Here is a 19,622-nt window from a genome sequence, read left to right as displayed (position 1 = left end):
TGCTCACGCGGACCGGTCCGTGGCCATCGCGGCCAGCTGGGACAGCCCCGCCTTGGCTGCGCTGTCGATGGGCGCGGCCGCCAGCGCGTCCAACGCGCGCTGCGTCAGCGCGGTGATGCGCCGCTCGGCCGCGGCCAGGGCGCCGACGGAGTCGATGACCTCGCGCAGCCGGTCGACGTCCGCGTCCGAGAGCTGCGCGCCGATGGCGGTCCGTAGCTGCTCGGCCGCCGACGGGTCGGACTGCTCGGCCAGTTCCAGCGCCTCGGCCAGCAGCACCGTGCGCTTACCGGAGCGCAGGTCGTCGCCCGACGGCTTGCCGGTGAGCTTCGGGTCCCCGAACACGCCCAGGACGTCGTCGCGCAACTGGAAGGCCACCCCGAGGTCGGTGCCGAACCGGCCGAACAGCTCGTGGACGTCGGGCCGGTCGGCCGCCGCGGCCGCCCCGAGCTGCAGTGGCCGCGACACCGTGTAGCAGGCGGTCTTGAAGGTGTCGACGGTCATGGCGGAGGCGATCGATTCCGCGCCGCTGGCCTCGGCGACGATGTCGAGGTACTGGCCGCCCAAGACCTCGGTGCGGATGTCCGCCCAGACCCGCCGGACGCGCCGGTGCGCCTCGGGCGTCAGGTCCACCCCGAAGGCGATGTCGTCGGCCCACGACAGGGCGAGGTCACCGAGCAGGATGGCCGCCGAGGTCCCGAACCGTTCCGCCGAGCCCCGCCAGCCGCGGTCGCGGTGCAGCGCCGCGAACTGCACGTGCACGGTGGGGCGGCCCCGGCGGGTGGACGAGTCGTCGATCACGTCATCGTGCACGAGCGCGCACGCGTGCAGCAGTTCGAGGGCGGAAAACAGTTGCAGCGCCTGGTCGTCGGGCGCGTCATCGGCCACGGCCCGCCAGCCCCAGTAAGCGAACGCCGGCCGCAGCCGCTTGCCGCCGCCGAGCACGAAGTCCTCCAGGATCGCGATCAGAGCGTCGTAGTCGGGCCCGATGTGGGTCGTCTCGGCGCGCCGGTCGCGCATGTAGCGGCGGAGTTGGTCGGTGATGGCGCCGGTCAACTCGACGGTTGCGGCTGCTTCGACGCTCAGCGCGATCGCCCCTCTCCGCTCGATGGCCCTCGATGGCCCGGATGAGGTCCGGGTGTTCGTAGCCCGACCAGTGTATTAGCGCCCGCGGCCAGCGGTCGTGGCGCCGCGGGCCGACCGGAGGCGGGGCGCGCGTCGGCGGCCTCGAAGGGATGCTTCGACTGCCTTACTATTGCGCCGGAGTCCGGCGCCGGGCGCCCGCCTATGCTGGCGGGGGCGCTCGCGCCGCGCGGTGCGGCCCGGTGCGGCGCCGCCGGGCAGACCCCAGCACTCCCCAATCGACGTCGGATGGAGACAACCCGCGTGACCCTCAACACCATTGCGCTCGAACTGGTGCCGCCGAACGCCGACGAAGGCCGGGAGCGGGCGCTCGAGGAGGCGCGGAAGGTGGTGCGAAACGCCGCGGACTGCGGACTGCAGGGTCGGCTCCGGCACGTCATGATCCCGGGCATCATCGCCGAGGACGACGACCGGCCCATCGAGATGAAGCCCAAACTCGACGTCCTGGACTTCTGGTCGATCGTGAAGCCGGAGCTCCCGGGTTTCGGCGGCCTGTGTACCCAGGTCACCGCCTTCATGGACGAGCACGCGCTGCGTGAGCGCCTGGTCGCGCTCACCGACGCCGGCATGGAGGGCGTGGTGTTCGTGGGGGTGCCTCGCACGATGAACGACGGCGAGGGGTCCGGCGTCGCGCCGACCGACGCGCTGTCGATCTACCGCGAGGTGGTGCGCAACCGCGGCGTCATCCTGATCCCCACCCGCGACGGGGAACAGGGCCGGTTCAACTTCAAGTGCGACCAGGGCGCCACCTACGGCATGACCCAGCTGCTCTATTCGACCGCCATCGTCGACTTCCTCACCGACTTCGCCAAGCAGACCGATCACCGCCCCGAGATCCTGCTGTCGTTCGGTTTCGTCCCGCAGGTGGAAAGCCGGGTGGGCCTGATCAATTGGCTCATCCAGGATCCGGGCAACGCCGCCGTCGCTGACGAGCAGGCCTTCGTCAAGGAGTTGGCGGGCTGCGAGCCGGCCCGCAAGCGCCAACTCATGGTCGACCTCTACAAACGCGTGATCGACGGCGTGGCTGAGCTCGGCTTCCCGCTGAGCATCCACCTCGAGGCCACCTACGGGAACTCGCGACCGGCTTTCCAGACGTTCGCGGAGATGCTGGCCTACTGGGCGCCCGGACAGCGTTCGTAGCTGGCCTTACCTGGGTGGCTGGTCGCGCGGCGCGGTGAGGCGCGGCGACCGGTCGCGGCTGTTCCAGGCCAGCAGCGCCACCACTCCGGCGGCCGCGAACGACGCGATGCCCAGCCAGACGCCCGCCCCGGTCAGGGAGCGGGTGTTGGGGTCGGTGTAGCGGGCCTGGGCGGTCATGTTGCTGACCACGCCGGGCTTGAGCTTCCAGGACACCACCTCGGGCTCGACCCGGTCACCGTTCGTCGAGGTCACCACCCCGGGGAAGGCGACGGTGAGCTCGACGTCGGCCTCGGGGTCGGTGACCGAGGTCAGATCGGCGCGGCCCTCCAAGATCACCAGGTTGCCGTTGCGGCGCAGCGACAGGTTCACCCCGGACGCGTCGGAGTTCATGTTGGCCAGCTGCGGCAGCTCGGCGAAGGTCAGGTCGGAGAACACCGCCTGCGAGCCGACGTAACCGTCGCTGTCGTAGTTGGACACCGCGACCTTCTGCCCGAACGGCAGGTTGTTCGTGTCGAGCTGCGGGCCGGTGTCCTTGGGCGTCTTGGGTTTAGCCGCCGCGACGATCTCGCCGGACACCCGGTCGTCGGGAGAGACGGTGAGGGACGCCCGCACCCGCAGGCATCCGGTGGCCAGCGGAACCACCAGCAACAGCATCGCCAGCGCCAGCAGCCGGCGCCGCCGCGCGGAGCCGCCGGGGCGTGCCGGGTGGTTGCGGCTCCGAGTATGAGGGCTGGCGCGCACCAGGTCATCGTGCCAGATGGCGGTCGCGGACAGGCAGGGCCGGTCGGCCCGGCGGCCGCCCGGCTACAGCGGTAGGGCCGGTCGGCCCGGCGGCCGCCCGGCTACAGCGGCAGCTCGCGGCCCAGGATGGCGAACGCCCGCGGGTCGCCGGCGAAATGGTAGCGGCGGATGATGTCGGTGAACCCCAGCCGTCGGTACAGCCGCCAGGCGCGGTTGGGCTCGCCGGTGGTCTCGGGGGTGGAGAGCAGCACGTTCTTCTCCGGGCGCCCGGCGAGCAGGCGCCGGGCCAGCGCCTCGCCCAGGCCTTGACCCTGGGCACGGGGGTGAATGTGCAACTCGGTGAGCTCGAAGTAGCTGTCCATCAGGCGCGCGATCTCCTGGGGCGGTGCGCCGCCGCGCTGCAAGCCCAGCACCACCTGCTGTTGCCACCATTGCCCGGGCGCGCCCGGGTAGCCGTAGGCGATGCCCAGCAGCGGTGCGTCCGTCAGTTCGGCGGCCGCCGGTGCGGCATCGCCGGTGCCCGCGGCTGCGACCGCGTCGGTCTCGACAACGCCGACCCCGCGCCAGCCGCGCCGCCGAATGTGCTCCAGCCACATCGCGGCCCGCTGGTTCTCGGTGCCGCGCGGGTAGCGCATGGCGTCGACGTAAACCGTGAGCGCCTCCTTGAGCCGCCGCTCCATGTCACTGGGCTGCAGATCGATGAGGAATACCGCCACCGCGCGCAGCCCTCCTCGTCTTCGCCGACACCGTTTAGACCCGCGGCGCTCGCCGACGATCGCGTGCGGCCGAGCGCCATCGCCATTATCGGGCCCGGGCGAAGTCACGCGACGGGCGGTCGCTTGACCCGATGTGGCGGGTCGGCCGCCGGGACAACCCGATTGCGGGCACGCCACCCCCGCCCGGCTCGTGCGCGGCAGGGATAGAATCGGCGCAGAACCAGTGGTATGGGGCAGATCCACCTCGTATCATTTGAGATAGTTGCCCGCGCAAGGGGCATCCGCGTGCTATCGATAGTGACGCGCCAACACTGTCGGCAAGGAGGGACGAATGCCACTCTCCGATCATGAGCAGCGGATGCTCGATCAGATCGAGAGCGCTCTCTATGCCGAGGACCCCAAGTTCGCGTCGAGCGTTCGCGGCGGCGGATTCCGCGCACCCACCGCGCGGCGCCGCCTGCAGGGCGCGGCGTTGTTCGTCCTCGGTCTAGCGATGCTGGTCTCCGGAGTGGCGTTCAAGGCCACGATGATCGGAACGTTCCCGATCCTCAGTGTCTTCGGGTTCATCGTCATGTTCGGCGGGGTCGTGTTCGCGATCACCGGCCCGCGGCTCTCCGGGAGGCCGGACCACTCGGCGCCGGCGCCCGGCACGCTGCGCCAGCGGCGCGGCAGGGGTGGCGGTTCGTTCACCAGCCGCATGGAGGACCGGTTCCGCCGTCGCTTCGAAGAGTAGGTCTTCGAAGAGTAGTGGCGGCAGGCACCACTTCGACCCACTCGACACATCAAACGGGGCAGCCATCGGCTGCCCCGTTTTGTTGCGCGGGTTAGGTGGTGTCGGCGTGAGACGGAAGGTGTTGCGGCAGTAGGCGTCATCGTCGCAGGTTCGACGGGCCGCAGGCACGCCGGCGGGGCCGCCGATGCCGATTGGCGTCCCAATCGAGCCCTAACCGCGACGTGGGCTGGGCGGCAGGCCCTACACCGCCCCACCGAGTCGCCCCACAATGCCCCACCCGACGCAGATTGCGCCTCTGAACTGGGGTTTTACCATCGCTGCGATAGCCCGCCGTCGCGCCGCCACACCGCCCGGCGCCCGACATCGGGGCGTATCGGCGCCTCTCGACGGGCGGAAACGCAGAAAACGGCGGCACCACGCCCTAACAATGGGGCGAAGTGGGGGAGAGTGGGGTATGGTGACTGCAGTGTTTGGGTGACCCCACAGGGGAGGTGAGCAGGTGTTTCTCGGCACCTACACGCCCAAACTCGACGACAAGGGGCGGCTCACGCTGCCCGCCAAGTTCCGCGACGCGCTGGCAGGGGGGTTGATGGTCACCAAGAGCCAAGACCACAGCCTCGCGGTCTACCCGCGGGCGGAGTTCGAACAGCTGGCCCGCCGGGCGAGCAAGGCCTCGCGGAGCAATCCCGAGGCCCGGGCGTTCCTGCGCAACCTCGCCGCCGGCACCGACGAGCAGCACCCCGACGCCCAGGGCCGCATCACCCTGTCGGCCGACCACCGGCGCTACGCAAACCTGTCGAAGGATTGCGTGGTCATCGGGGCGATCGACAACCTCGAAATCTGGGACGCGCAGGCCTGGCAGGACTACCAAGAGACCCACGAAGAGAACTTCTCCGCGGCCAGCGATGAAGCACTCGGCGACATTATCTGAGGCGCATGCCCGTGCAACGTGGCCTCTGCCCGAACCGACCCTGGCGTACTTCCCCAACGCCAGGTTCGTGCCTTCGGACAGGGACCTCGATGCAGGGGCGTCTCGCCCGATCCCCGGAGGTGTTGCGGTGGTTGACGATCCGCACGATTTCGGACATGTCCCCGTCCTGCTGGAACGCTGCGTCGAACTGCTGACCCCCGCCCTGACCCGCCGGCACGCCGACGGTTCGGGCGCCGTCCTGGTCGACGCGACCCTCGGCGCGGCCGGGCACGCCCAGCGATTTCTCACCGAGTTGCCGGGCTTGCGGCTGATCGGGCTGGACCGCGACCCCAGCGCGCTGCAGATCGCGCGCCAACGGTTGGCGCCGTTCGCCGACCGGGTCACCCTGGTGCACACCCGATACGACGGCATCGCCGACGCGCTCACCGCATCCGGTTACGCCGCAACCGAATCGATCGACGGCGTGCTCTTCGACCTCGGCGTGTCGTCGATGCAGCTCGACCGCTCCGAGCGCGGCTTCGCCTACGCCCAGGACGCCCCGCTGGACATGCGGATGGATCCGCAGGCGTCGCTGACCGCCGCCGACATCGTCAACACCTACGACGAGACGGCGCTGGCCGACATCCTGCACCGCTACGGCGAAGAGCGGTTCGCCCGCCGCATCGCCGCACGCATCGTGCGGCAACGCGCCCGCGCGCCGTTCACCCGGACCGCTGAGTTGGTCGAGCTGCTCTACCAAGCGATTCCGGCCCCGGCGCGGCGCAGCGGCGGGCATCCCGCCAAGCGCACCTTCCAAGCGCTGCGGATCGCGGTCAACGACGAACTGGACTCGCTGCGTGAGGCGCTCCCGCTCGCGTTGGACGCGCTCGCCGTCGGTGGGCGCGTCGTGGTGCTGGCCTACCAGTCGCTGGAGGACCGGATCGTCAAACGGTTGTTCGCCGACGCCGTCGCCTCGCGCACCCCGGTGGACCTGCCGGTCGAACTGCCCGGGCACGAGCCCCGCTTCCGGTCGCTGACGCACGGCGCCGGCCGGGCGGAACCCGCAGAGATCGAACGCAATCCGCGTAGCGCCGCGGTCCGGCTGCGGGCTTTGCAACGCATGGAACACAGGATGCAATCACCGACCGGGAGGGGCGACTCATGAGGGCGGAGCGCGAGACGCCGAAGCGGCGCGGTGGTGGCGAGCGTCGGGGCACTCGCCAGGGTGCGGCCCGGCGGACCCGGCGCGTGGCCGCCGAGCCCGGCTCCACGCGGCGGGCGGGCAAGACCACGGCGCCCGCCCGTGAGGCGCGCACGCCCAAGTCGGGCCCGCAGACGAGCCCCATCACCCGCCCGGTAGAGCGTCCGGCCCGGCCCAAGAGCACCAGCCAGGCCAAGGCCCGAGCGAAGGCCCGTAAGGCCAAGGCGCCCAAGGTTATTCGCCCGCGCCTGACCGAAAGGTTGGCCGACCGGCTCGCGTCGGTGGACCTGCGGCCGCGGACGCTGGCCAGCAAGGTGCCGTTCGTGGTGCTGGTGATCGGGGCGCTGGGCATCGGCCTCGGGTTGACGCTGTGGCTTTCGACCGACTCCGCAGAGCGGTCCTATCAGTTGAGCCACGCCCGGGAGAAGAACCGGTTGCTGCAGCAGCAGAAGGAAGCCCTGGAACGCGATGTGCGCGAGGCGGAAGCGGCGCCGGCGCTGGCGGAGGCCGCCCGCAAGCAGGGCATGATCCCCACCAAGGACACCGCGCACCTGGTGCAGGACGCGTCGGGAAACTGGGTCGTCGTCGGGACGCCGAAGCCGGCCGACGGCGTGCCGCCCCCGCCGCTGAACTCCAAGCTCCCGGACCCCGGCGCTGTGCCGCCCCCGCCGCCGCCGGCCGCGCCGCCGGAGGTGCCGATCCGGGTGGGCGCTGCTCCCGGCGACCCCGCCCCGCCCGCCAGGCCCGGACCGGAAGCGTTGCTGCGCGCCCCCGACGGCGCCTCGACCGTGGGCGGCCAGCACCTGCCGGCGCCGGTGCCGTCGGTGCCCGGCGCGCCTGCCGTACCCGGCGTGCCCCTGCCGGGTACGCTGCCCGGCATGCCAGGTGGACCGGCGACGGGTGCTCTGCCCGGCGTGCTGCCCCCAGCGTCGACCGCGCCGGGCTTCGCGCTGCCGGGCTTGCCGACGCCGGGGCTGCCGATGCCGGCCGGACCGGCGACCGCCCCCGTCCCCGCTGAGGTGTCGATTCCGTTGGGCGGGTTGCCCGTTCCTGCTCCCAGCCAGGCGCCTGCGCCGCTGCCCGCCGAAATCCCGGTGCCCGTGCAGTTGGGCCGCCCGGGCGTACCGCCGAGCACCGGCGCCGTGCCGGGTCCCGCGGTTGCTGCGACGCCGGGTGTGCCCAGGTGAGTCGAGGAGACCAGCCGCGTGCACGTCGGACGCAGTCGGCCCGGCCGGCGCGTGGGCCCCGAAAAGACCCGGAGGACAAGGGCTTTCGACAACCGAAGCGGCGCCTGAAGCCACAGGGGAACGACGTCGCCGAGCCCGGCCGCGTGCGAAAAGCCAAGGGGACGCGCGCGGCGCAGCGTCCGTCGGCGGACGCGCCGCCCGGGCACTCCGCGCGGCAACGTCGCACCCGTCAGGTCGTCCAGGTCGGCGCCCGGGGTGCGTCGTTCGTCTTCAGGCACCGCGCCGGCAATGTGGCGATCCTGGTGTTGATGTTGGTGGCCGCGGCGCAACTGTTCGTCTTGCAGGTCACCAACGCGCCGACGCTGCGCGCCCAAGCCGCCGGACAGCTGAAGGTCACCGACGTGGAAAAGGCGGTGCGGGGCAGCATCATCGACCGGATGAAGAATCAGCTGGCCTTCACGATCGAGTCGCGGGCGCTCACGTTCCAGCCGAAGCGGATTCACAAGCAACTCGACGAGGCCAAGAGCAAGAACTCGGCCGCGCCCGACCCGCAACAGCGGCTCAAGGACATCGCGAAGGAAGTGGCCACCCGCCTGAGCAACAAGCCGGACGCCGCAACGATTTTGAAGAAGCTGCAAAGCGACGACAACTTCGTTTACCTGGCCCGCGCCGTCGACCCCGCGGTCGCCAGCGCCATCTCGGACAAGTTCCCCGAGGTCGGCTCTGAGCGCCAGGACCTGCGGCAGTATCCGGGTGGATCGTTGGCTGCCAACATCATCGGCGGTATCGACTGGGACGGGCACGGCCTGCTCGGCCTCGAGGAATCCATGGATTCCGTGCTGTCCGGGACCGACGGTTCGGTCACCTACGACCGCGGTTCGGACGGCGTCGTCATCCCCGGCAGTTACCGCAACCGGCACCGGGCGGTCAACGGCTCCATGGTCCAGCTCACCCTCGACGACGACATCCAGTTCTACGTGCAGCAGCAGGTGCAGCAGGCCAAGGACGTGTCTGGCGCGCACGACGTGTCGGCTGTGGTCCTGGACGCCAAGACCGGTGAGGTCCTGGCGATGGCCAACGACAACACCTTTGACCCCTCCCAGGACATCGGGAGGCAGGCCAACAAGCAGTTGGGCAACCTGGCGGTGTCCTCGCCGTTCGAGCCCGGCTCCGTGAACAAGGTCATCACCGCCTCCTCCGTCATCGAATACGGCCTGTCGAACCCCGACGAGGTGCTGCAGGTGCCCGGGACCATCCAGATGGGCGGCGTCTCCATCCACGACGCCTGGGACCACGGGGTGATGCCGTACACCACCACGGGGGTCTTCGGAAAGTCCTCCAACGTCGGCACGTTGATGTTGGCGCAGCGCGTCGGGCCGGAACGTTTTTACGACATGGTCCGCAAATTCGGCCTGGGCCAACGCACCAACGTGGGATTGCCCGGTGAGAGTGCTGGGCTGGTTCCGCCGATCGATCAATGGTCGGGCAGCACCTTCTCCAACCTGCCGATCGGACAAGGCCTTTCGATGACGCTGCTGCAAATGGCCGACATGTACCAGGCCATCGCCAACGACGGGGTGCGCATCCCCCCGCGCATCATCAAGGCCACCATCGCTCCCGACGGCACCCGCACCGAGGAACCCAAACCGGACGGTGTGCGGGTGGTGTCCGCGCAGACGGCCCAGACCGTGCGCAACATGTTGCGCTCGGTGGTGCAGCGCGATCCGATGGGCTACCAGCAGGGCACCGGCCCGTCGGCCGCCGTGCCGGGCTACCAGATGGCGGGCAAGACGGGCACCGCGCAGCAGATCAACCCGGCCTGCGGTTGTTACTTCGACAACGTCTACTGGATCACGTTCGCGGGGATGGCCACCGTCGACAACCCCCGCTACGTCATCGGCATCATGATGGACAACCCCGAGCGCAACGCCGACGGTACGCCCGGCCACTCGGCCGCCCCGCTGTTCCACAACATCGCGGGCTGGCTGATGCAGCGTGAAAACGTCCCGCTCTCACCGGATCCGGGCCCGCCGCTGACGTTGCAGGCCACCTGAGTCAGCTGGTGCTGTAGGCCCAGTAGTCGTAGGCGCCCGGCACCGGGCACAGGTCGGCATAGGCGGCCTTGACGAAATCGGCGGCTTGGTCGACGGTGAGCTGCGGGTAGTCGTGTTGCAGCCCCGCCACCACCCGGTTGGGTGGGACGCGCCCGTTCCACAGCTGCCAGCACACGCTGTAGCCGTCTTCGAGCATCGCCGGGTCGGTGCCGGTGACGCCGGACGTTCGCACGGCCGCCAAGAAATCTCGCGGGGTGTGTTGTCGGGCCGTCGGGGCGGCATGGGCCAACGGCGCCACCCCGACGGCCGTGGCCGCGCCCACCCCGGCGGCCACCGCAGTCAGAGTCGTCTTCCAACCATTAACCTTTAATATCCCCATGATTAAAACATGGACATGCGTACTTAAGGTTTGCTGTGCCTCGGGTGCGGTGTTGCTGTTGGTCACCGCCCGGTGCGAGAGTCCCGCTCTCGCAACGGTTCAACAGTGGCCCACTCAGGCGGCACCGAACGCGCGGTTACGCTCGTCGATCTGCTCCTGTGTGACCGGGACCAGGTGCTCACCCCCGGGCGCCGCGGTGGCCTGACAGCGGTCGGCGTGCGGCCGTTGGTCGCGCTCGTACTGCTCGAACGCGCGCTCGATGTCGCCGGGATGATCCCGCAGCGCCCGCGCCAGGAACCAGGCGCCCATGAGAGCGAGGCTGGTGCCGCGACCGGACAGCGGTGAGGCGCAATGCGCGGCGTCACCGACCAACACGACGCGACCCAGATGCCAAGCGTCCATGTGAATCTGGCTCACCGAGTCGAAGTAGAGTTCCGGGTCGGCGACGGCCGCCGAGACCAATTCGGGAATCCGCCACTCGTCGTGACCGGCGAAGGCGTCGGCCAGCAGACGTTTCTGCGCCGCCAGGTCGTGATAGTCGTAGTCGAGCCAGCGCGAGCGAAACATCAACACCGCCAAAGCCTTATCGTTGTAGGCGGCGATGCCGGCCAGGTGGCCGGGAAAGTTGTACATCGGGTTTTCGCGGCCGGTCGGCGTGTAGCCGGGCAGGGCGCCCAAGGCCACGTAAAACCCCAGGTGGCGCAAGAATTTCCGCTCGGGTCCGAACGCGAATCGCCGTACCGCCGAATGCATTCCGTCGGCGCCCACCACCACGTCGTAACGCTCCCGCGCACCCGAGGCGAACCGGACGTCCACCCCGGCGCCGTCGTCGCCAAGCGCGGCGATGGATTCGCCGAACCGCAACCGGGTGGACGGTCCGAGGCTGTCGTACAGGATCGTGGTGAGATCTTCGCGGGGAATCTCGATGTCGTCGGCGCTGTCGTTGATCAGGTCCGGCGGCGGCTCGGCCACCACGGTGCCGTCGCTGTCGACGAACTGCACGCGCTCGGTCATGTCCACCCGGTGCGCGCGGATCCGATCCAGCACGCCCATCTTTCCTGCGACGGCGATGGAATCCCCGCGAATGTCGATCGGGGAGCCGTTGACCCGCAGATGGGTCGCGCGCTCGACGATGGTGACGTCGTGGCCGTCGGCGCCCAGGTCGATGGCCGTGCTCAGGCCGGCGATGCCCGCACCGGAGATGAGAATGCGCACGGAGTGGCTCCTTCCTCGGTATAAGATACGTTACGTATCCAAACGATAAGCCGGAGCGCTAGGAAACGCAATGTCTCTTAAGTCGGCCGACGGGCCCCAGCGCCGTCGCGGTGCCGCGCTCGAGGAGGCGCTGCTGGACGCGGCCTGGACGGAGCTGACCGAACGCGGCTACGACGACATGACCATCGACGCCGTCGCCGTGCGAGCGGGCACCAGCCGGGCCGTGCTCTACCGGCGCTGGCCCAACAAGCAGGAACTGGTGCGGGCGGCGCTGGCACGCCAGGCGCGCCTTGAGGTGGTCCGGGTGCCCGACACGGGCAGCCTGCGGGGCGACATCATCGCCCTGCTGCAGGAGGCGAACCGGGTGCGGGTGGGCCTGGTGGCGCTGCTGCTGACCCGGTTGGGCGGTTTTTACGAGCAGACCGGTAGCAGCCTCGCCGACCTCAAGGAATTCGTGCACGGCGACCGTGAGGCGGCCGTGGAACAGGTCATCCAACGGGCCGCCGACCGTGGCGAGCTCGACCCCCGCCGGGTCACCAAGCGCATCGCGCGGCTGCCGGTGGACCTGTTCCGGTACGAGCTCCTGATGACGTTGCGGCCGTTGCCCGACGAGGCCATCGAGGAGATCGTCGACACCATCTTCCTGCCGCTGCTGGAGCACCGCGGCACCCGGTGACGGCGCACCGCGGGCGCGGGAGCGGCTCGTCGGTCCCCCGCCTAGGTAGGGTGTCATGGCCGATCATGGCTATGGAGGTGGTGACTGGTGTCGGTGCCCACGGGGCTGCGGCCCGGCGCCGTGGCGGGCGCGCGACTGCCGGCGCTGGCCGCGCAGGTCGGCGCGCGGGTGACGGGCGGCGCCACCACGGTTCCGGACCTGTCCATCACCGGCGTGACGCTGCGGGCCCAGGACGTCCGCCCGGGCGACCTGTTCGCGGCGCTGCCGGGGGCGACGACGCACGGCGCCCGGTACACCGCCGAAGCCCTGGATCGCGGCGCTGCCGCGGTCCTCACCGACGCCGCCGGGGTCGCCCAACTGGGCAAGCTCGACGTCCCGACATTGGTGCACCCGGATCCGCGCGGTGTGCTGGGGGGCCTGGCCGCCACGGTGTACGGCCACCCGTCGCAGCGTCTGACGATGGTGGGCATCACCGGCACGTCGGGCAAGACCACCACGACCTATCTGATCGAGGCCGGGCTGCGCGCCGCCGGGCGGACGGCCGGGCTGATCGGCACCATCGGCATCCGCGTGGACGGGGCCGACATCCCCAGCGCGCTGACTACCCCGGAGGCCCCCGCCCTGCAGGCCATGCTGGCGGCCATGGTCGAAGACGGCGTGGACACCGTCGTCATGGAGGTGTCCAGCCACGCGCTGGCGTTGGGCCGGGTGGACGGCACCGCGTTCGCGGTGGGCGGTTTTACCAACCTGTCCCGCGACCACCTGGACTTCCACCCCAGCATGGAGGATTACTTCGAAGCCAAGGCCCTGCTGTTCGACCCGCGATCGCCGTTGCGGGCCCGCCGGGCGGTGGTGTGCGTGGACGACGACGCCGGGCGCGCCATGGCCGCCCGGGCCGGGGACGCGATCACCGTCAGCGCCGGCGACCAACCCGCACACTGGCGGGCCCGGGACGTGGCGCCGCTGGGCGCCGGGGGCCAGCAGTTCACCGTCGTCGACCCCTCCGGCGGTCAGCACCGGGTCGGGGTCCGGCTGCCCGGTGCCTACAACGTCGCGAATTGCCTTGTCGCGCTGGCCGTTTTGGACTCGGTCGGGGTTGCCGTGGACGACGCGGCCCGCGGTCTGCTGGAGACCCGGGTGCCGGGGCGCATGGAACAGATCGACCGCGGCCAGGATTTCCTGGCGCTGGTCGACTACGCCCACAAGCCCGGCGCGCTGCGGGCGGTGCTGACCACGCTGGCGCGTCCCGGCCGCCGGCTGGCCGTCGTGTTTGGCGCCGGCGGCGACCGCGACCCCGGCAAACGCGCGCCGATGGGCGCCACGGCGGCCGAGCTGGCCGACCTGGTCGTCGTCACCGACGACAATCCGCGCAGCGAGGACCCGGCGGCGATCCGGCGCGAGATCCTGTCCGGCGCCGCGCACGGCGCCGCCCGCGTGGTCGAGATCGGCGACCGGCGCGCGGCGATCAGGCACGCGGTCGACTGGGCGGGCCCCGGCGACGTGGTGCTCATCGCCGGCAAGGGTCACGAGACCGGGCAGCGCGGCGCCGAGGGGACGCGCCCCTTCGACGACCGGGTGGAGCTGGCCGAAGCCCTGCAGGCCCGCCGATGATCGAACTGACCGTCGCCGAGATCGCCGAGATCGTCGGCGGCACCCTGTCCGACATCTCACCGGACGACGCGGCCGAACGCCGGGTCACGGGCACCGTTGAATTCGACTCCCGCGCCGTGGGTCCCGGGGGGTTGTTCCTGGCGCTGCCGGGGGCCCGCACCGACGGGCACGACCACGCCGCCTCGGCGATCGAGTCGGGCGCCGTCGCCGTGCTCGCCGCCCGGCCCGTCGGGGTGCCCGCCATCGTGGTGCCCCCACGACCGCCCGATGACGAGGACTCCGGGGTGCTCGAACACGACACCGACGGATCCGGGGCGGCGGTGCTGGCCGCGCTGGGGAAGCTGGCGCGGGCGGTGGCCGCGGAGCTGGTTGCGGGCGGGCTGACCATCATCGGCATCACCGGCTCGTCGGGCAAGACCTCGACCAAGGACTTGATAGCCGCGGTGCTCGCCCCGCTGGGGGAGGTGGTGGCGCCGCCCGGATCGTTCAACAACGAGCTGGGACACCCCTGGACGGTGCTGCGCGCGACGCGGCGCACCGACTACCTGGTTCTGGAGATGTCGGCGCGCCACCCCGGCAACATCGCCGCGCTGGCGCGCATCGCCACGCCGGCGATCGGGGTAGTGCTCAACGTCGGCACCGCGCACCTGGGGGAGTTCGGCTCCCGCGAGGCCATCGCCCGCACCAAAGCCGAACTGCCGCAGTCGGTTCCGTCCTCCGGGGTGGTCGTGCTCAACGTCGACGACCCCATGGTGGCGGCGATGGCGGGGCAGACCCCGGCCTGGGTGATCCGGGTGAGCCGCAGCAGTCACACCGCGGCCGGCCCCAGCGACGTCTGGGCGGACGACGTGTCGTTGGACGCCCTGGCCGCGCCGCGGTTCACCCTGCACGCGATGGACAGCGCGGCCGAGGTGACGCTCGGGGTGTACGGCGAACATCAGGTCACCAACGCGTTGTGCGCCGCGGCCGTCGCACTGCAGTGTGGCGCCGACGTCGCGCAGGTGGCGACCGCGCTGGCGGCCGCCGGGCCGGTGTCGGCGCACCGCATGAACGTCACCACCCGCCCCGACGGGGTGACGGTGATCGACGACGCCTACAACGCCAACCCGGATTCGATGCAGGCCGGGTTGCAGGCGCTGGCCTGGATTGCCCGCGGCCCGGGGGGCGCAGCACCGCCGCGGCGTAGCTGGGCGGTGCTCGGTGAGATGGCGGAGTTGGGCGACGATGCCATCGCCGAGCACGATCGCATCGGCCGGCTGGCCGTGCGCTTAGATGTGTCTCGACTCGTTGTCGTGGGAAGTGGGAGGTCGATGGGCGCCATGCACCACGGAGCGGTCATGGAGGGCTCGTGGGGACCGTGGGGCCCTGACGCGGCGGACCGCGGGGCCGTCAGCGTCGCCGACGCCGACGCCGCACTGGCGTTGTTGCGGTCCGAACTGCTGCCGGGCGACGTGGTGCTGGTCAAGGCGTCGAACGCGGCCGGGCTGGGGGCGCTGGCCGACGCGCTGGCCCGTGACGATCGCGAGGGCGGCGAAGCCGGGCGAAGCGGGTCGTCACCATCAGGCCGTGACGATCGCGAGGGCGGCGAAGCCGGGCGAAGCGGGTCGTCACCATCAGGCCGTGACGATCGCGAGGGCGGCTCATGAGGCAGATCCTGATCGCCGTCGCGATCGCGCTGACCGTATCGATCCTGCTGACGCCGGCGCTGATCCGGCTGTTCACCCGGCAAGGGTTCGGGCACCACACGCGCGAGGACGGGCCGCCCACCCACCACGCCAAGCGCGGCACCCCGTCGATGGGCGGCGTCGCCATCCTGGCCGGCATCTGGGCGGGCTATCTGGGCACGCACCTGGCCGGGCTGGCGTTCGACGGCGAGGGCGTCTCGGCGTCGGGCCTGCTGGTGCTCGGCCTGGCCACCGCCCTGGGCGGCGTGGGCTTCCTCGACGACCTGATCAAGATCCGGCGGTCGCGCAACCTGGGCCTGAACAAGACCGCCAAGACCATCGGCCAGGTCGCCGCCGCGGTGATCTTCGGCGTGCTGGCGTTGCGGTTCCACAACGCCAACGGGCTGACCCCGGGCAGCGCCGACCTGTCCTACGTGCGCGAGATCGCGACCGTCACGCTGGCGCCCGGACTGTTCGTGCTGTTCTGCGTCGTCGTCGTCAGCGCCTGGTCCAACGCGGTGAACTTCACCGACGGCCTGGACGGCCTGGCCGCCGGCAGTATGGCGATGGTCTCCGCCGCCTACGTGCTGATCACGTTCTGGCAGGCCCACAGCGCCTGCGTGAGCTCGCCGGGGCTGGGCTGCTACAACGTGCGCGACCCGCTGGATCTGGCCTTCGTCGCCGCGGCCACCGCGGGCGCCTGCATCGGGTTCCTGTGGTGGAACGCCGCGCCCGCCAAGATCTTCATGGGCGACACCGGCTCGCTGGCGCTGGGCGGCATCATCGCGGGCCTCTCGGTCACCAGCCGCACCGAGATCCTGGCCGTCGTGCTGGGCTCGCTGTTCGTCGCCGAGGTCACCTCGGTGGTGCTGCAGATCCTGGCCTTCCGGACCACCGGGCGCCGGGTGTTTCGGATGGCGCCTTTCCACCATCACTTCGAGCTGGCGGGCTGGGCCGAGACCACGGTCATCATCCGCTTCTGGCTGCTCACCGCGATCGCCTGCGGCCTGGGGGTGGCCCTCTTCTACGGCGAGTGGCTTTCCGCGACCGGCGCGTGATGAGCGGTTCCGAACACCCGTCGCTGGTGCCGCTGGCGCCGGGCGCATCGGTCCTGGTGGCCGGGGGCCGCGTCACCGGTCGCGCGGTGCAGGCCGCGCTGTCGCGGTTCGGCGCGACACCGACCGTCTGCGACGACGACCCGGGCATGCTCGAGCCGTTCGCCGCGCGGGGGGTGAACACGGTCGACCCGCCGACCGCCATCGCCAACATTGCCGACTATGCGCTGGTGGTGACCAGCCCCGGCTTTCAGCCGAGCGCCCCGGTCCTGGCGGCCGCCGCGGCGGCCGGGGTGCCCATCTGGGGAGACGTCGAGCTCGCCTGGCGACTGGACACGGCCGGGGTCTACGGCCCGCCGCGCCGCTGGCTGGTGGTGACCGGGACCAATGGCAAGACCACCACGACGTCGATGCTGCACGCCATGCTGATCGCGGCCGGCCGCCGCAGCCTCCTCTGCGGCAACATCGGCGACCCCGTGCTGGACGTGCTCGACCAGCCCGCCGACCTGTTGGCCGTCGAGCTCTCCAGTTTTCAGCTGTACTGGGCGCCGTCGCTGCGTCCCGAGGCCGGCGTGGTGCTCAACATCGCCGAGGATCACCTCGACTGGCACGGCACTTTCGCCGACTACGCCGCCGCCAAGGCCCGGGTCCTCAACGGCCGGGTGGCGATCGTCGGCCTGGACGACGGCCCGGCCGCGCAGCTGCTGCCCACCGCGCAGGCGCCGGTGCGGGCCGGGTTTCGCCTCGGCGAGCCGGCCCCGGGCGAGGTGGGGGTGCGCGACGGCCAGTTGGTGGACCGCGCCTTCGCCGACGACCTGGTACTGCTGCCCGCCGCGTCCATCCCGGTGCCGGGCCCGGTCGGGGTCCTCGACGCCTTGGCCGCGGCGGCCCTGGCGCGCAGCGTCGGGGGGCCCGCCGACGCCATCGCGGCGGCGATCGCGTCGTTCCGGCTGGGCCGGCACCGCGCCGAGGTCGTCGCGGTGGCCGACGGCATCACCTACGTCGACGACTCCAAGGCCACCAACCCGCACGCGGCCGAGGCGTCCGTCCTGGCCTACCCGCGGGTGGTGTGGATCGCGGGCGGACTGCTCAAGGGCGCGTCCGTGGACGCCGAGGTCGCCAGGATCGCAAATCGCCTGGTCGGGGTCGTCCTGCTGGGTCAAGACCGTCGAGTGGTTGCAGAGGCGTTATCGCGACACGCGCCGGATGTCCGCGTCCTCCAGGTTGTGACAGGCGAGGATGCTGATATGAATGCGACGGCTGAGGTTATTGGTACAGATGTGACTGACGTGAAACATCGAGGTGACACTCTCGGTGCGGCCGTCATGAACGCCGCCGTGGCCGGTGCCCGTGCTCTGGCCCACGCGGGTGACACGGTGCTGCTGGCGCCGGCCGGCGCATCGTTCGACCAGTTCGCTGGCTACGCCGACCGCGGTGACGCGTTCGCGGCCGCCGTGCGCCTGGCCGTCCGGTAGGCGGGCGTGCCCAGACCACTGTCCCGGCTGCGGCGCCGGGGAAAGAAGGCCGACGCGACCGTCGACTCGCCCGCGCCGACGCCGGCCGAGGCCCCCGCGGAGGCCGGCGAAGCGGACGCCGCCGACCCTGTTCCTGATCCCAGCGCCAGTTCCAGTCACGAGGCCATCGCTGTCGACGGCGTCCCGGAAACCGTTGCCGAATCGGTCGATATCGATGCCGCGGCCGAGACCGACGAGCCCGAGACTGACGCTATGCAGACGACCCCGGACGCCGCCGCGCCCCGCCCGGCCAAGGCGCCCCCGACGGCCACAGCGCCCGACGGGGCCAAGGGGGCCAAGGGGGCCACGACGGCCCAGCAGGATTCGCACAGCCGGTTCGGCACCTGGCTGAGCCGGCCCATGACCTCGTTTCACCTGATCATCGCCGTTGCCGGGCTGCTGACGACGCTGGGCCTGATCATGGTGCTGTCGGCCTCCGGAGTGCGCTCGTATGACAACGACGGCTCCGCCTGGGTGATCTTCGGCAAGCAGGTGCTGTGGACGGTCATCGGCCTGGTCGCCTGCTACGTGTCGCTGCGCATGTCGGTGCGGTTTCTGCGGCGGATCGCGTTCACCGGCTATGTCGTGACCGTCATCCTCCTGGTGCTGGTCTTGGTGCCCGGCATCGGCAACCTGGCCAACGGGTCCCGGAAGTGGTTCGTCATCGCCGGCTTCTCGATGCAACCCTCCGAGCTGGCGAAAATCGCCTTCGCCATCTGGGGCGCGCACCTGCTGGCGACCCGCCGGCTGGAACGGGCGACGCTGCGCGAGATGCTGATCCCGCTGGTGCCGGCCGCGGTCATCGCCCTGGCGCTCATCGTGGCCCAGCCCGACCTGGGGCAGACGGTCTCACTGGGCATCATCCTGCTGGCGTTGCTGTGGTACGCCGGGTTGCCGCTGCGGGTCTTCGGCACCTCGCTGCTGGCGGTCTTCGTCGCCGGCGCCATCCTGGCCATGTCCGCCGGGTACCGCTCCGACCGGGTGAAGTCGTGGCTGGACCCCGAGAACGACCCGATGGACACCGGCTATCAGGCCCGGCAGGCCAAGTTCGCCCTGGCCCACGGCGGGGTGTTCGGCGACGGCCTGGGCCAGGGCGTCGCGAAGTGGAACTACCTGCCCAACGCCCACAACGACTTCATCTTCGCCATCATCGGCGAGGAGCTGGGCTTCATCGGCGCGTTCGGGTTGCTCGTGCTGTTCGGGCTGTTCGCCTACACCGGCATGCGGATCGCCCGACGGTCGGCGGACCCGTTCCTGCGGCTGCTGACGGCCACCACGACCATGTGGGTGCTGGGCCAGGCGTTCATCAACATCGGCTACGTGATCGGCATCCTGCCCGTGACCGGCATTCAGCTTCCGCTCATCTCGGCGGGCGGAACATCAACCGCGGCAACCCTTTTCATGATCGGCATCATGATCAACGCGGCCCGTCACGAACCGGAAGCCGTCGCCGCGCTGCGCGCCGGACGCGACGACAAGGTGAACCGGCTGCTGCGGTTGCCGCTGCCCGAGCCGTACCTGCCGAGCAGGGTGGACGCGCTGCGCGACCGCAAGCGTCCGCGACCGCAGGCGGGGCGGGCGGCACCCACGCGGGCCAAGGGCGGCGCGGCGCCCGCCAAGCCGCGCAAGGGCGGCCGCACACCCGACGCGGCGCTGCCGCCGGCGCTACCCCGCAAACCCGTCCGG

The 19,622-nt window shown here is 71.0% G+C and carries 17 protein-coding genes; 12 read left to right on the top strand and 5 right to left on the bottom strand.

Annotated elements, in window-relative coordinates; translation table 11 throughout:
- Positions 1–3: 3 nt before the first annotated feature.
- A complete protein-coding gene (idsA2, locus tag A5714_RS21595) occupies positions 4–1,053 on the bottom strand; it encodes a bifunctional (2E,6E)-farnesyl/geranyl diphosphate synthase (RefSeq protein ID WP_068072544.1) in 1,050 nt (349 codons plus the stop codon).
- Between the two features lie 330 nt (positions 1,054–1,383).
- Between idsA2 and A5714_RS21590 the strand changes: the two genes are divergently transcribed.
- Positions 1,384–2,280: a mycobacterial-type methylenetetrahydrofolate reductase gene (locus A5714_RS21590; RefSeq protein ID WP_068072604.1), complete on the top strand. Its 897-nt coding sequence runs from the start codon at positions 1,384–1,386 to the stop codon at positions 2,278–2,280.
- A 6-nt stretch (positions 2,281–2,286) separates the two neighbouring features.
- On the opposite strand, the gene A5714_RS21585 is transcribed toward A5714_RS21590, so the two are convergent.
- The gene (locus A5714_RS21585; protein ID WP_068288700.1) at positions 2,287–2,934 is read right to left on the bottom strand and encodes a DUF3153 domain-containing protein; all 648 of its coding nucleotides are present in this window, start codon (positions 2,932–2,934) and stop codon (positions 2,287–2,289) included.
- A 188-nt stretch (positions 2,935–3,122) separates the two neighbouring features.
- On the bottom strand, positions 3,123–3,737 hold the full coding sequence (locus A5714_RS21580; protein ID WP_068072539.1) for an N-acetyltransferase: 615 nt from the start codon (positions 3,735–3,737) through the stop codon (positions 3,123–3,125).
- A 331-nt stretch (positions 3,738–4,068) separates the two neighbouring features.
- On the opposite strand from A5714_RS21580, the gene A5714_RS21575 reads away from it, so the two are divergent.
- From A5714_RS21575 to A5714_RS21555, 5 genes are all read left to right on the top strand, one after another.
- Positions 4,069–4,470 (top strand): DUF3040 domain-containing protein, encoded by a 402-nt coding sequence (locus tag A5714_RS21575; RefSeq protein WP_068072536.1) that lies wholly within the window; start codon positions 4,069–4,071, stop codon positions 4,468–4,470.
- A gap of 499 nt (positions 4,471–4,969) precedes the next feature.
- Positions 4,970–5,401 (top strand): division/cell wall cluster transcriptional repressor MraZ, encoded by a 432-nt coding sequence (gene mraZ, locus A5714_RS21570; protein WP_068072534.1) that lies wholly within the window; start codon positions 4,970–4,972, stop codon positions 5,399–5,401.
- Positions 5,376–6,545: a 16S rRNA (cytosine(1402)-N(4))-methyltransferase RsmH gene (rsmH, locus tag A5714_RS21565; protein ID WP_156747432.1), complete on the top strand. Its 1,170-nt coding sequence runs from the start codon at positions 5,376–5,378 to the stop codon at positions 6,543–6,545. The genes mraZ and rsmH overlap by 26 nt, the downstream gene beginning before the upstream one ends.
- Positions 6,542–7,768 (top strand): hypothetical protein, encoded by a 1,227-nt coding sequence (locus A5714_RS21560; RefSeq protein ID WP_068288694.1) that lies wholly within the window; start codon positions 6,542–6,544, stop codon positions 7,766–7,768. Before rsmH ends, A5714_RS21560 begins: the two co-directional genes overlap by 4 nt.
- A complete protein-coding gene (locus tag A5714_RS21555) occupies positions 7,765–9,822 on the top strand; it encodes a penicillin-binding protein 2 (protein WP_068288693.1) in 2,058 nt (685 codons plus the stop codon). Before A5714_RS21560 ends, A5714_RS21555 begins: the two co-directional genes overlap by 4 nt.
- Position 9,823: 1 nt before the next feature.
- Here A5714_RS21555 and A5714_RS21550 read toward each other — a convergent pair whose 3' ends face one another.
- Entirely contained in the window at positions 9,824–10,156 is a 333-nt protein-coding gene (locus A5714_RS21550; RefSeq protein WP_068288691.1) for a DUF732 domain-containing protein, read from the bottom strand.
- A 159-nt stretch (positions 10,157–10,315) separates the two neighbouring features.
- Complete coding sequence (locus tag A5714_RS21545) at positions 10,316–11,416, bottom strand: FAD-dependent monooxygenase (protein ID WP_068288689.1); 1,101 nt, start codon at positions 11,414–11,416, stop codon at positions 10,316–10,318.
- Positions 11,417–11,486: 70 nt separating this feature from the next.
- On the opposite strand from A5714_RS21545, the gene A5714_RS21540 reads away from it, so the two are divergent.
- From A5714_RS21540 to ftsW, 6 genes are all read left to right on the top strand, one after another.
- Entirely contained in the window at positions 11,487–12,092 is a 606-nt protein-coding gene (locus A5714_RS21540; RefSeq protein ID WP_068067915.1) for a TetR/AcrR family transcriptional regulator, read from the top strand.
- Between the two features lie 84 nt (positions 12,093–12,176).
- Complete coding sequence (locus A5714_RS21535) at positions 12,177–13,703, top strand: UDP-N-acetylmuramoyl-L-alanyl-D-glutamate--2,6-diaminopimelate ligase (RefSeq protein WP_068288687.1); 1,527 nt, start codon at positions 12,177–12,179, stop codon at positions 13,701–13,703.
- Positions 13,700–15,349, top strand: a complete 1,650-nt coding sequence (gene murF, locus A5714_RS21530; protein ID WP_068288685.1) for a UDP-N-acetylmuramoyl-tripeptide--D-alanyl-D-alanine ligase — start codon at positions 13,700–13,702, stop codon at positions 15,347–15,349. Before A5714_RS21535 ends, murF begins: the two co-directional genes overlap by 4 nt.
- Entirely contained in the window at positions 15,346–16,425 is a 1,080-nt protein-coding gene (gene mraY, locus A5714_RS21525; RefSeq protein WP_068288678.1) for a phospho-N-acetylmuramoyl-pentapeptide-transferase, read from the top strand. The genes murF and mraY overlap by 4 nt, the downstream gene beginning before the upstream one ends.
- On the top strand, positions 16,425–17,897 hold the full coding sequence (gene murD / locus A5714_RS21520; protein WP_068288703.1) for a UDP-N-acetylmuramoyl-L-alanine--D-glutamate ligase: 1,473 nt from the start codon (positions 16,425–16,427) through the stop codon (positions 17,895–17,897). Before mraY ends, murD begins: the two co-directional genes overlap by 1 nt.
- Before the next feature lie 252 nt (positions 17,898–18,149).
- The coding region (ftsW, locus tag A5714_RS21515; protein ID WP_369829463.1) for a putative lipid II flippase FtsW at positions 18,150–19,622 on the top strand (1,473 nt) is incomplete at its 3' end.

Source organism: Mycobacterium sp. E2462 (assembly GCF_001672685.1).
Lineage (GTDB): Bacteria > Actinomycetota > Actinomycetes > Mycobacteriales > Mycobacteriaceae > Mycobacterium.
This window is presented reverse-complemented; position numbering and strand designations above follow the sequence as displayed.